The sequence below is a fragment of the Paenibacillus sedimenti genome (genome assembly GCF_014534655.1).
In the GTDB taxonomy this organism is placed as follows: domain Bacteria; phylum Bacillota; class Bacilli; order Paenibacillales; family NBRC-103111; genus Paenibacillus_E; species Paenibacillus_E sedimenti.
Genome location: NZ_JACVVD010000005.1, coordinates 330484 through 343762, shown reverse-complemented (window position 1 = coordinate 343762; position 13279 = coordinate 330484). Strand labels below are relative to the sequence as shown.

Genomic DNA, 13279 nt, shown 5'->3' with positions numbered 1-13279 from the left:
TCATCCTCCTTGAACCCGGATTCGTAACTGTTCATCGAATGCCACTCGCAGAATACCCGGTCTTTCACAAAAAGGCGCATTTGCGTTATTTCCGAAAAACGTGCTCCACCATTGTCCTTCTTTGTCTTGAAAAAACATATTATGACCGCCATGCGGCACGGCCAAATACCGCTCGCCGTAAGGCCCATACAGATGCTCCGAGTTGGCTGCGAAACAATGATAGTCACCATCTACGAAATCCGCCCCGACTAGATGGTAGCGGCCATGCGCCTTAAACAAGAACGTTCCTTCAAAGCCGACATGCTCGCCACCGGCCGGACTAAGCAATCTAAGCTCTTCCGCAAGTGCCGTCATGTCTTCGTTCATCCGGGCGATCTTGCCGTTATCGCATAAGAAATACACCTCACCGTCATCGTCCTGAAAAAGTGAGGCGTCAATATGGGGACTAATCGGCGAATTCGCGGTTATATGATCAACATAAGGGCCTTCCGCACTTCCGCTAACACTTCTTAACAAGCCATTGCCCAGCTTCGGAATGCTGTATGTAAGCCAATAGGTGCCTTTTAAATAATGAATTTCGGGCGCCCATAGCGGACGAAACGGAGCTCCGTCTCGCAGCCCAATTTTCTTCTGCCAGGTACCGTCCCGATCTATATTCCAGACCGTGGACCGCTTGCGCGGTTCGGTAATAACAGGAGTCCAATTTTGCAGGTCTGCCGACTTCCAAATTTGAACATCTCCCGTCACCGCCCACCAATCGGGAAAGCCGGTTGTGCCCGTTAAATAATAATGCCCGTCATCGCCCAAACAGATCGATGTATCACGGATCGGATGATCAAATAACGGTTTTAATGACTCAGGTAAAGGTATCAATTCCATGCGATCATATCCTTTATGGTGGTGTGAGTTCAAAAAAGAAAATCCGCCGAAAATTCGGCGGATTCAAAATGAGCTCATCTATTATTTACCGTTACTTTTGTTATAATCAGCGGTAAATTCTTCGATGATTTTGTCGCCTCCGCCGGAGCGCCACTTGGCAACAGCCGCTTCCCAGCCCTTATCATCCAGTTCGCCCAAGACGTATTTGACTTGCGCATCCGTAACGGCTTTCTTCAAATCAGCGCCTTTTTGGGTGTTGGTATCGGAGAGAAGAGAAGCGCTGAGGTCAACGACGCCGATTTTATTGTTGTCGGCAAACAACTTATCGATCTTTTGCTCAATCGGCGTTTTCTCAATTTTGACTCCTGCAGATAGATTGCCCCATCTAAAATTTTGCCAATCCTCAGAGCCTTTCGAACCGGCAATTTTCTTTGCGCTTCCGCCTTCAGATTTATAGTCGGTTCCTTCGATTCCGGCATTGATGAGGGACAACATTGGTTCATCGCCCATTTTATCCAAGAAACCGAGGATTTGTTTCAATTTCGTTTCATCTTTCACGCTTGACTTCGGTATGGCAATCAAAGAGTCGTAACCGGTAGTGCCCCTTACGCGTTGCCCCTGCGGACCGTCGAAGTTTTGCGCAACATCAACAACTACTTTAGGATCCTGCTTGATCATATCGATATGGCGGCTGTAACCGTCATCGATAACTGAAAAATAAATGCCGGCTTTTCCTTGGTTGAAGTAATCATATTTTTTGGCAATCGGGAAATCTGCGGCGATAATTTTTTCACTGACCATTTTCTTATACAAATCCAATGCCTGCTTGTACTCCGGAGCCATAAAATCAGGGATAACCTTGCCGTCCTTCAGCCCCCAACCGTTCGGACCTCCGTTATAAACCGTCAATTGTTTGAGCAGTTCCATCGATGCGTCTTCCTGGATGCCGAACGTATTTTTCTTACCGTCTTTATCCGGATCGTTCTCTGTAAACGCTTTGGCCACTTTGTACAAGTCATCTACCGTTTTAGGCATTTGCAGTCCCAGATTATCGAGCCAATCCTTGCGGATAATCATGCCGTAACGGGATAATACACGTTCGCGTGGAATACCGTACAGCTTCCCGCTTATACTCGCGTTTTTCACAGCAACCGGGCTCATTTTACTTAAATTCGGGTAATCTTTCAGGTAAGGAGTCAGCTCCCAGAAAACGCCGGACAGCTGCGCATTCAGGTTCGCCGTCTCTTTTGTCTTACGGATAAGGATCATATCCGGCAAATTGCCAGAGGCAATCGTAGCGCTTACTTTATCGTCATAAGCCGTTCCTGCCCCCGGAACCCAAGTGATATCCAGCAACGCACCCGTATGTTCCTCGATTCTCTTTAAAAACGGACTATCCTTTTTAGGCGGTTCCGCAAGCTGTTGTATCATCATCACTTTCAATTCCAACGGCTTTGCCGGAGTGCCGGCCGGTTGCCCGGTGGCCTGCTTGGCGGCAGGGGTTTCTTTCTGGGTCGAGCACGCTGCCAAAAGCGAAACAGATAAACAAGTGATGCAGGCAACTTTGAGCAATTTTGCAGGTTTTTGGTATGCATTTTTTTTCATACAAAATCTCCTCTTCTCTTTAAATAAATTAGCCTTTCACTGACCCCAATAGTGCACCCTTGGCAAAGTGCTTTTGCAAGAACGGATAGACGATCAAGATAGGTAATGTGGAAAGCACAATAACGGCCATCTTGATGGTTTCCGCCGGCGGAGGAACAAAATCCTCACCGAATTGCGTAGAATCTCCGATCCCCCCTTGAGCTAATATAACTATTTGTCTTAACCATACTTGAATAGGCCAAAACTTGCTTTCATTGATATAAAGAATTGCGTTAAAGTAAGAGTTCCAATGGCCTACCGCATAAAATAAAGCGAGTGATGCAAGCACCGGTGCTGATAAAGGAAGCACGATACGGAACAATATCCCGATATCGCTGCAGCCGTCAATGCGCGCCGCCTCCTCAAGTCCATCCGGAAGCTGTTGGAAGAAGCTGCGCATAATAATCAGGTTAAATGCGCTTATCAAGCCAGGAACGATAAGTGCAGCAGGACTATCTAGAAGTCCTGTCTCCTTGACGACCAAATAGGTGGGTATCATCCCGCCGCTAAACAGCATAGAGAACACGATCAGCTTCATGATCAAGCTGCTGCCCATTAAATCCCTTTGGGCAAGTGGATATGCCATTAGAGCGGTAAACAACAGATTCGCCACTGTACCGGCCACTGTGATGAAAACGGAAACGGCTAAACTGGATAAGATCACGTCGGTCGATAAAATATACTGATAGCCGACGAGCGAAAATTTGGTCGGGATTAATATAAATCCCTTTTTCAGCAGCTCCTGCGGATCCGTCACTGAAGCTGCCAAAATATAGATAAACGGAATCACGCAGGCCGCAGCGATAAGTGAAAGAAGCAAATAATTGATTCCGTCTAGCAGTCTACCGGATACCGTTTTACCCGTCATATCGTTGTCCCCCTTCCTTTCAGTAAATTCCGTCTTCGCCGAACTTTTTAGCTAAACGGTTGGCAAGTACGACAAGGATTAATCCCACAACCGATTTAAACATACCTACTGCCGTGCTATAGCTGAATTTTCCCTGGGAGATGCCAGTGCTGTATACGTACGTATCGAACACTTCTCCCACCTCACGGTTCATCGGATTCACCATAAGGAAAATTTGTTCAAAACCTGTATCAAGGAAGTGACCAATCCGTAATATTAGCAAAATAATAATCGTGCTTCGAATCGCTGGAAGTGTGATATGCCACATTTGTCTCCACCGATTGGCTCCATCGATTCGCGCTGCTTCGTAGAGCTGCGGATCGACGCCTGCGAGTGCGGCAAGAAAGATGATGGTGCCCCAACCTGTCTCCTTCCAAATGACTTGCGACGTAATGATCGTACGGAACCAATCGCCGCTAAGCAAGAAGTTAACGGGTTCCTTCCCAAGACTGTTTAACATGTTGTTTACGATACCGCTTTCAGAGGAAAAGAACAGAAAGCTGATACCGACTACGACAACCCAAGAAACAAAGTGAGGAATGTAGACGAGCGTCTGGATGAAACGTTTAAACATCTCTTTACGCACTTCATTAAGCATCAACGCAATGAGAATGGGTAAAGGGAAAAAGAATAAAATATTGTACACCGCCAAGACGAAAGTATTCCGAAACAGCATCCAGAAAGCGTCGTCCGTAAAGAATGTTTCGAAATGTTTAAGTCCGACCCACTTGCTTCCGAAAAACCCGTGAAATGGTTGATAATCTTGAAATGCGATGAGAATGCCCCACATGGGCACATACTTATAAACCAGAAAATACAGCAGACCCGGAAGAAGCATCATATAAAACCAGCGATGACGCTTCAACCGCCGTGCAAATGAGCTTTTATTTGTAACCGCTTGCGATTGTTGGATTGTCTTGGCCATCTCCAAGTTTCATCCCTCCTTCGGGTTGATTCCAATGTTACTTTAGTCGGCTATTCCTGTCGACAATCCCGACAGCAGATCATTCCCCGCAAACCCTGCTGACAAGCGGATTAGCGGGCTTTCTCTCCTACCGATAATCAAGGGAGCAGATCGAATAATCAGTTCGGCATACGGTTCGCAGCTGCGAAAAATTCCGGATTCGATGCGTCCGCAAACCGGATGGCCGTCTCCGCTTGGGCAAAATCGTTGCCTACCACAAACATATGACGGGGGTCAACGTCTTCTAATGACATAAATGTATTTGTCCCTGGCGGTGCCTTGGATTGCTCAACAGCTAGATGGTTCACATGTTTCAATTCAATGGCGGTCCCATCAGGCTGAGCAGGTCCACCCCGGAATTGTATCAGGGACAGATTTTCAAGGTGCTCGCCGTAAATCGCCTGCTTCCAATGAACGTTTCTCGGGCCGCTCCATTCGATTTCAACGCCATGTAGCGAAATATTTTTACCATAGCGACAGAAGACACCTGGAATCGGATGAGGGAACACGCCTCTTGCTGTAGGATTCGTATCGAATACGCCGCCCGGGTACGGACTCCTTTGCTTCATCGTCAGCTTCATATTTCGAATGGCTATGCCCTCTATAATACTTTCGTGCGAGCCCTCCAAATATACGGCGTTCTCCCCTTCAGCCAAAATATGGTCAAAACGGATATTGCGGATGATCCCCGGCGTTCCGGCTTCCGCTTCACGCCGGCGCTCCGCCGAAACGAAGATCGGTTCGCCTTTGCCCCACCATTTCCGCTTGCGGGTCTGCTCGAATTCGTCGCTGAAAAGCCTTGTTTCCACGATAATGTTGGAAAACAATATATTTTCGATCGTTCCGCCGTTTCTGGACCAAACGCCCATGCCGCGATTCGAGTTGCGAATGACGCAGTTTTGAAACACGACATTCCGAATGTCGGCAAACGTTTCCGTGCCGATTTTCAGAGCACAGGAACGGGAGATGAGCGTACAATTGGTAACCGTAATATTTTCACAAGGGCCGTAACGTGCTGCACCGTGCTTCGTTGTTTTCAATACGATACAGTCGTCACCCGCTTCAATATGGCAATCCGATATATGCACGTCACGGCAGCTGTCCGGATCGATTCCGTCGTTGTTCGGGCCGCGTAATTGGCCGAGAATCTTGATGCCCTGCACATTAACCCGCTCGCAGCCTGTCATATGAAGGCACCATGAGGAGGCACGATATAAGGTTACGTCTCGGAACAATACATCATAACAGCCTTCAAGATCAATAAGCTTTGGACGAAATTCCTGCAGTGGGAGAAGCACATGATCGCCTTGCCCGTCGTCTTCTTCGAGAAAACGCGGACCTTGCCCGTCAATAGTGCCGGGACCGGTTACAGAGATGTTATTCGCATATCGCGCACAGATCAGCCCCCGTCTGCCTATGTGCGGATCCGGATCGAAATCATGCTCTTCCATACTGCTGATGATCCGAGCCATTGCCTCCAGATGGAGGTCGACGTTCTGTTTTAACATGATCGTACCGGTTAAATAATCTCCCTGCGGCACGATGACGGTTCCCCCGCCTTGTTCCGAGCAAGCATCTATAGCGTCTTGAATGCTTTTCGTATCCTTGGTCACCGCGTCGCCCGCGGCGCCGAAATCGCGAATGTTACAAGTAATCAAATTCATTTCTATCTTCCTTTCATCCTTTCGGTATTGATTCAACAGTACTAATCACTTGGATTCCTGTCGACAATCCGAATGGCAGGAAATAGGCTGAAGTATGGGTGATAATCATGGGAGCAGGAAGAATAATCTTCTCGGCGGAAAACAAATCAACCTAGCGGAAGATCTCCGCCAGGTTGATTAAATCTCTTTTATTTCAATCATTTCCATTACTGGTGCTTCTCGCGATATTGACCTGGGGTCATGTTCTCCATTTTGCGGAAGTACCGGATGAAATTTTGCGAGTTCTGATATTGGAGCTTGTCCGCGATTTCACCAATCTTCATATCGGTTTCCACAAGCCATTGCTTGGCTATGTTAAGCCGGTATTTGGATAGATAATCACTGAAGTTGCTGCCAGTTTCTTTACGGAAAACGGTCTTAATGTAATTGGGATGATAGTTCAAGCGGGAAGCGCATATCTCCAGCGTCAAGCCCGAATCGAATTCCTCATGGATCATCTCCATCATGCGCTCGGAAATTTTCTGATTCCGGCTTTCCCATTTATGGTGGAGCGATACGATCATCGGCTCAATGACATCGCGATAAAACCAGGCTTCGATTTCTTCCGCCGTTCTCAACTCTTGCAAGTGCTCCTGAAGGGATTTCCCTGGCGCATACAGAGGATTCGAGGTTTCACCAGCCTCTTGCCATTCCCTTAGAAGATCGATCAGGAGACGGGTCAACACCATCTGAAGGTCATAGTATCGCGGGTTATCCATAATCGCCTTCTGTATAAACTCGCTCAATAGCCCCCTTGCTTTGTCTCGTTCCTCCATCTTGACGGCATCGATGATTTCCTTTTCAAGCCAATCCGGATAAGCTGCGACAATTTGGGTATCGGGCAGCACGTTATGAAAAGGCAAAATGACTTGATCCCCGAAACGCACCCGGTACTTAAGCGCCTCTAAGCTTTCCTTGTAAGCCTGATGCGTCTCATGGATATCTTGATAAGATCTGCTAATTCCGATGCTGATTTTAAGCCCCAAAATCTCATCCACCGTCTTTTGCACATGTTCCGCATAGTCGTACATCTGAATTTCAAATTCCTGAATCATTTTCCTATCTCCCCGACAAATGGTCACTTGGTTGTCCACCATGACTACAGGTTCAAGCCGGCGATTTTGGGGAATCAGCTCGCTGGTCATATTATTGATGGCAAATAAGAGCAAATCCATATCTTGCTCACTGTACCTCGTATCCTCCAGTGTATCGATTTCGATGGTCAAAACAGCGAACATCCCGGGCGTTGGGTCATAAGCAAACTGGGTCCATCGCTCGCGAATTTCACTAGGCCTGCCTTCCCCCTGCAGAAGCCGGCGGATAAAAAAGGCTTCCAATTGTTTGGAATGGATGCGAAGTTGATCTTTCATATGCGTCTGAGATGTTCGAAGGAGATGAATTTGTTCTCCTATGACTTGAAGCTCATCTTTGTTTTGGCGATTATCGGTGGAGTCATTGCCTACGGCAACCGAAAATACACGACGAATCGGCATATACATCCGCTTGGAACCGATCCATGCCAAAAGTAAGATGAAAGCAAATGTCCCCGCCGAAATATACAAGGTATACCAGCCGATCGAACGCGAATCCTTCGTGATATCGTTCAACGAAGAGAAAGATAAATAATACCAGCCGTTATAGTTTGATTTGGTGAAGTTGACGCCAATCGTATTATGATTCACTTTAAAAGTAAAGTATCCCCGGGATCCATCAGGCGTATGCTGAATCATTTCCACAGCCTGCTTCAACCCGTCGACTGATTTCAAAAAGCTGCCTGACGGCTGCGTCAACAATCTAAATTCAGCATCGAGGATGACGGTTTCCCGTTCTTCCGCTTCATTAAAGACCAGCCTCTCCAATTTATTGCTTGAAATTTCTCCGACAATCAATCCTGAACTTGTGGTCCTGTTAATTGGCAGCTTTTTAATAAGACGAACTCCGGCTGGATCCGAAACAGTCCTCCAAAACGATTTCTCCGCTGCCTTTGCGTATTCCAGAACGTTCTCCTTCAAAGGAGATTCATTCATGGCGGTGTATCCCTGATTAGACAGCACCCATGCATGTTCAACATTAACTACATAAACATCCTTGATCCCCAGCTCGTATGGCTGCAGCTTATTCAGTCCAGCTGAAAGCTCGTTCATCAATACAAAATTTTTCGCTGAAAACGGCGTCTGTAATGCTTCGTTCACAGTTGAAGTAGAGATGTATTGCGTCATCAGGTTCTCAAACAGCTGAAGAACTTGTTCTACGTTCAGCTGCGTTTGCTGCAAAAGCTGCATATTGCTATCATTGACTTTCTGCTGTACGCTGTCCTTCGCGCGTATGAACGACAAGCTCCCCAAAGCAACAACAGGAATCGTCCCGATCAGCAAAGTGAACAGCAGAAGCCGGACCAAATATTTAGATGATAAGAGTCTGAACATATGCCGATTCACTCCTTTGTGTTGTCCATTCCTCTTTCATTTTAAGCGTTTTCAATCATAACTTGTATTCGCTAGGCTTACGCAATTTCCTTCATAGCAGAGATAGTCCTCATATTTATGGCTAGTAGGATAGCAACTCAAATGGTCCAAATGGATATGTTCCCCTGTATGGACAAAAATCACGCAATCATCGTCCCAGTCCAATCCAAAAGCGACTCCAAAAATAGCGGGAGTGATCTTGCCATGTCTTCTTCCTTTTTTATGTACTGAAAGATGATGAATGGCTGTCATAGCTCATAACCCAACATAGCCTATTAAGAATGGAACATAGTTTTGGTCAAAATTAACCGATTGGCTGGCCGTCATTATTTATACAATAAATAATTGTAGAATCAGAAAAATTCGGTGTGATAAGATATCTTGTCCAAACCGATTTATTTCCGTTTACTATATGGATTAACCTTTACTCCAATACCTGGTTTATGCCTAAAATATCATCAATAGGAATCCAATCCCTTAGAAGAACATTAGTTCTTATTATACTTTAGACATGAAACCTAGTAAATAATCAGGTAATAATCTGCGGCTTGTACTAGTTTTCCAAAGTAAATATCTGCCCCGAGCTTTGTCTAAGGCAGATATTTTCTAAACTATCTAAAGATAAGATTATTTTTAAACTGAGATAGCTTACCGCTTCGCCTTATAAAACTCATGATAAAGCTTCATGAGCGCCCGCTTCTCAATCCGCGACACATACGACCGGCTGATCCCCAGCTCCTTCGCAATCTCCCGCTGCGTGCGCTCTTCGCCACCTAACTCCAACCCAAACCGCCCAACGACAACTTCCTTCTCACGATCATCTAGTATATCTAAATTTTTATAGATCTTCGACTTCTCAATCTTGAGCTGCACTTTATCCACGACATCATCTGCTTCCGTCCCGAGAATGTCGATCAAGGTAATCTCGTTCCCCTCTTTATCGGTACCGATCGGGTCGTGCAAAGACACATCCTTACGCGTTTTCTTCAGTGAACGTAGATGCATGAGAATCTCGTTCTCAATACAACGAGCAGCAAATGTGGCCAGTTTCGTGCCCTTGTTAGGCGAGAACGACTCGATTGCTTTGATCAGTCCGATCGTCCCGATCGATATCAAATCCTCCAGATCTTCTCCTGTATTGTCGAATTTTTTGACTATGTGGGCTACGAGCCGTAGATTATGCTCGATGAGCATATTTCTAGAATATTCATTGCCTTCTGCCATGAGCCTAAGATGCTTCTCTTCTTCTTCTTCGGTAAGAGGTTGTGGAAACGCATTATTCTTGACATAGGATACAAGCAAGGTTAGCTGCTTGATTAACAAAGCAATTGCGCCAAACAATCCAGGCATTCCAGCCACCCCCTTGAGGTTTTGCGGATCATAGCTGCTTCGGAAGCCTCCGCGTAGAGATTAGTATTAGTGTATGTGGGTGAACACCTAGAAGTGCATGTACCCAAAAGATTACCTGAATTCCTCAGTCACTCTAACTCACTGACAATACTAGAGCTCGTCCAGGAACAGTCTATAAATTCTAACGATCAATCTGATGCAGATATCCAAGCATAATGGACGGACAAAAGAAATAGTGTTGACGTTGTCCCATAATTTGGGTATTATTTACTTGAGATTAATCGTAATATTTACAATTAATAAAGAAAGGAAGCAAGGTTAGATTCCATCAAATATCGGTCGAGAGGGTAGTTATGATGAAACGAGAAATCGATTTTGTAAAATTCAACCCCACACAAAACATGACCATTCTTGTGAAAACGAAGCATCCATCGGATGAGTGCCAGCTCATTGCTTCAAAAATGATGTCCTATGACAATGTGTATGCTGAGCAAGTAGGCTTTATCCAAAAACCGCAAAGGCATGAAGCTGCTGCGCATCTGCAAATGGCGGGAGGTGAGTTTTGCGGTAATGCATGCATGGCGTTAGCCGCCTATCTTGCATCTGAAAGCGGCCTAAATCATGACGATAGGACCGAAATCGTATTGGAGGCCTCGGGGACCGATCAAATCGTCTTATGTCAAGTCAAAAAAATCAATGAATCGTATATCTGTCGAGTTGCCATGCCTGTCCCTAAAAAAATTGAACAAAAGACAGTCAAGTTTAAAGGCGATGAATTGCAGCTTGCCATCGTAAGGTACCCTGATTTTATTCATATTGTGATAGAAGTAGATCAATTCAGTGAGCCCATGAGAAAGAACGCCGAAGAGTTGGCTAATCTGCTCGGAGTCGCATTGGGAGCTAACTTGATTGGCGTTTTATTGTTTAAATCTGATTCTAATGAATTAGCCCCGCTCATTTATGTTCCTCCGCTAGACAGTATGGTCTGGGAAAGAGGCTGCGGTTCAGGTACGGCTTCACTCGGGGCTTACCTTGCCTGGAAAAACAAAGGAGCCGTTGCCATGCCAATCAAACAGCCTGGCGGCATGATTCATGTTACTGCCGATTGTGATCAAGATGAGGTAACCAGGCTGAACATTGAGGGAACTGTTGGCATTGTCGCACATGGCAAAGCCTTCATCGAAGTATGCGATTTACATTTGAGTGGGGTGAAATGAGTGAATATGGATCAATTTCAACGATACATGGCTGATTTCCAAGAAAAATTTACGACTTTGGCCCATCGATACGATGGTACCATACATCAAAGCTCGGAGTTAGAGACGATCATCGACGACTATTCCGCTTTTATAACGAACGAGGGTTACAAGGAAGTATGGGCTGAAGCGGAGCAGCAAGCATCCAGCGAGCTTATTCAACTTGTGGCCGATTTAAGGAAATCATCAGCGCTTTGCGTTGCCATTATGGAGAAATACCGCGCATTGAAGCTGCTGAACGGTGAGGCTGACCGATGCGATTATTTTGATCAAATAGAAACTTGCATTGAACAAGAATTTGGAAGCTTTCAGGTCACTGCCGATTCCAACGTCGTATTAGTTGGCTCGGGTTCATTTCCTATGACGCCATTGTACATCGCTAAGCAAACAGGTGCAGCAGTAGTGGGAATCGATATTGATGAGGAGGCCATAAAGCTTGGACGGAAGGTGGTCGAAAGACTAGGACACGGATTAAATATCATGCTGGAAAGAGAGCCCGTTGAGCATCTTGACGCCATCAAGGATGCTACTCATATCATCTTCAGTTCAACGGTATCCGTAAAATATGATTTACTGGACCGGTTGCATGCGTTAACCGAGAGACAGGTCGTTGTTGCGATGAGATATGGAGATCGGTTAAAGTCTTTATTCAATTATCCCATGAAAGAAGTCGATGAGCGAAAATGGCGTCTGGTTGAAAACATATTGCGTCCCGGTCATGTATTTGATATCGCTTTGTATCAGAAAGCTTAACCGCATTGTTGACAACATAAGGAGGTTTATATGAGTGATTTTCAACGCGTCTTAATTGCGGGAACTGGCCCCGCCTCCATTCAGATGGCGGTGCTGCTAAAAAGTCATTTGGATTGCTGCGTAGGAATCGTCGGACGACAGTCCGTACGTTCCGAACCCTTCTTTGCGACGCTTAAGCAGAGCGACCAGCGGGTTCGCGTTGACATTCAAAATGAAAAGCATCACGCGCTTCAAGGCGAATGCCGTATTGATCATGTTTTCCATGGTTATGAAACCGTTGCGGGACATTGGGACACCGTTATTTTAGCTGTTACAGCGGATGCCTACACGGAGGTGCTGAAGCAGCTGAACGATCAAGTACTACGACAGGTCATGTGTGTAGTGCTGCTCTCTCCGACTTTTGGCTCGGGTGCATTAATTCGTCATTTTATGAACGATGGGAATTCGGAAACGGAAATTATAAGCTTTTCTACATACTTGGGCGACACGCGCTGGGTGCATAGCAATCCGTCAAATCGCGTCATGACGACGGGAGTCAAGAAAAAAGTGTTTATCGGCTCGACGCACGCTCCATCCCGAAATGTCGAGAAACTTCAGTCGATATATGAACCATTAGGCATCGCCTTGGAAGTCATGAAGTCGCCGATCGAAGCCGAAACGAGAAATATTTCTTTGTATGTCCACCCGCCGCTGTTTATGAATGACTTTGCGTTAAGTGTCCTATTCAGTGAAGTTTCCACCAAGAAGTATGTATACAAACTTTTTCCGGAGGGTCCTATCACCCAAATCTTAATCCGGCAACTGCTCGCTTCATGGAAAGAAATTTCTGCGATAATTGAAAAGCTGCGTATAAACGGTGTCAACCTGCTGAAGTTTATGACCGATGACAATTATCCGGTGAGACCGGAAAGCTTGTCGCGTCACGATATCGATCAATTCGTTCATTTGGAAACGATTCATCAAGAGTACTTATTGTATGTCCGGTATGCCTCATTGTTAATCGATCCTTTCTCGGAGCCGGATCAGAATGGAACATATTTCGATTTCTCTGCCGTCCCCATTCGGCCCATCTTCGTCAACAAGGAAGGATACTGGGACATCCCGCGAATGCCCAAAGAAGATTACTACCGGATCAAAATCATACAAGGCATCGCAAGATATCTCGATTCGAGTTGTCCGACGATCGATCAATTCATCTCCACATACGAGAGCAAAATCGAGGCAGCCGCGCTCAAGCTTAAAGGCGAGCGTTTGTCGGATGCCTTCGTCGTTCAAAGCTTTGATGAAGATATGGAGCGGATTTGCAAGGAAATCGAAACAAGATTGGGCTAAGACCGTAAATGAGTTTGAATTCTGGA

General features: G+C 45.9%; 10 protein-coding genes. 3 read left to right on the top strand and 7 right to left on the bottom strand.

Annotated features, from left to right (window positions below):
* From ICC18_RS17020 to sigK, 7 genes are all read right to left on the bottom strand, one after another.
* Nucleotides 1-879: a family 43 glycosylhydrolase gene (locus ICC18_RS17020; RefSeq protein ID WP_188175631.1), complete on the bottom strand. Its 879-nt coding sequence runs from the start codon at nucleotides 877-879 to the stop codon at nucleotides 1-3.
* An 81-nt stretch (nucleotides 880-960) separates the two neighbouring features.
* Nucleotides 961-2484: an extracellular solute-binding protein gene (locus ICC18_RS17015; RefSeq protein ID WP_188175630.1), complete on the bottom strand. Its 1524-nt coding sequence runs from the start codon at nucleotides 2482-2484 to the stop codon at nucleotides 961-963.
* Nucleotides 2485-2512: 28 nt separating this feature from the next.
* Nucleotides 2513-3391, bottom strand: a complete 879-nt coding sequence (locus ICC18_RS17010; RefSeq protein ID WP_188175629.1) for a carbohydrate ABC transporter permease — start codon at nucleotides 3389-3391, stop codon at nucleotides 2513-2515.
* A 19-nt stretch (nucleotides 3392-3410) separates the two neighbouring features.
* Nucleotides 3411-4355 carry an ABC transporter permease gene (locus ICC18_RS17005; RefSeq protein WP_223192657.1) on the bottom strand — a complete coding sequence of 315 codons (945 nt, stop codon included), beginning with the start codon at nucleotides 4353-4355 and terminating at the stop codon, nucleotides 3411-3413.
* Nucleotides 4356-4513: 158 nt separating this feature from the next.
* Nucleotides 4514-6058 carry a glycoside hydrolase family 28 protein gene (locus ICC18_RS17000; protein ID WP_188175628.1) on the bottom strand — a complete coding sequence of 515 codons (1545 nt, stop codon included), beginning with the start codon at nucleotides 6056-6058 and terminating at the stop codon, nucleotides 4514-4516.
* A gap of 206 nt (nucleotides 6059-6264) precedes the next feature.
* Nucleotides 6265-8523, bottom strand: a complete 2259-nt coding sequence (locus ICC18_RS16995) for a helix-turn-helix domain-containing protein (protein ID WP_188175627.1) — start codon at nucleotides 8521-8523, stop codon at nucleotides 6265-6267.
* Nucleotides 8524-9210: 687 nt separating this feature from the next.
* Nucleotides 9211-9912, bottom strand: coding sequence for an RNA polymerase sporulation sigma factor SigK (gene sigK, locus ICC18_RS16990; protein ID WP_188175626.1), 702 nt, complete (start codon nucleotides 9910-9912; stop codon nucleotides 9211-9213).
* Nucleotides 9913-10268: 356 nt separating this feature from the next.
* On the opposite strand from sigK, the gene ICC18_RS16985 reads away from it, so the two are divergent.
* From ICC18_RS16985 to ICC18_RS16975, 3 genes are read left to right on the top strand one after another with little or no spacing between them, the layout of a single operon-like run.
* Complete coding sequence (locus ICC18_RS16985) at nucleotides 10269-11129, top strand: histidine racemase CntK family protein (protein ID WP_188175725.1); 861 nt, start codon at nucleotides 10269-10271, stop codon at nucleotides 11127-11129.
* 6 nt (nucleotides 11130-11135) lie between these two features.
* Nucleotides 11136-11921, top strand: a complete 786-nt coding sequence (locus tag ICC18_RS16980) for a class I SAM-dependent methyltransferase (protein WP_188175625.1) — start codon at nucleotides 11136-11138, stop codon at nucleotides 11919-11921.
* Nucleotides 11922-11951: 30 nt separating this feature from the next.
* Nucleotides 11952-13253: an opine metallophore biosynthesis dehydrogenase gene (locus ICC18_RS16975; RefSeq protein ID WP_188175624.1), complete on the top strand. Its 1302-nt coding sequence runs from the start codon at nucleotides 11952-11954 to the stop codon at nucleotides 13251-13253.
* Nucleotides 13254-13279 lie beyond the last annotated feature (26 nt).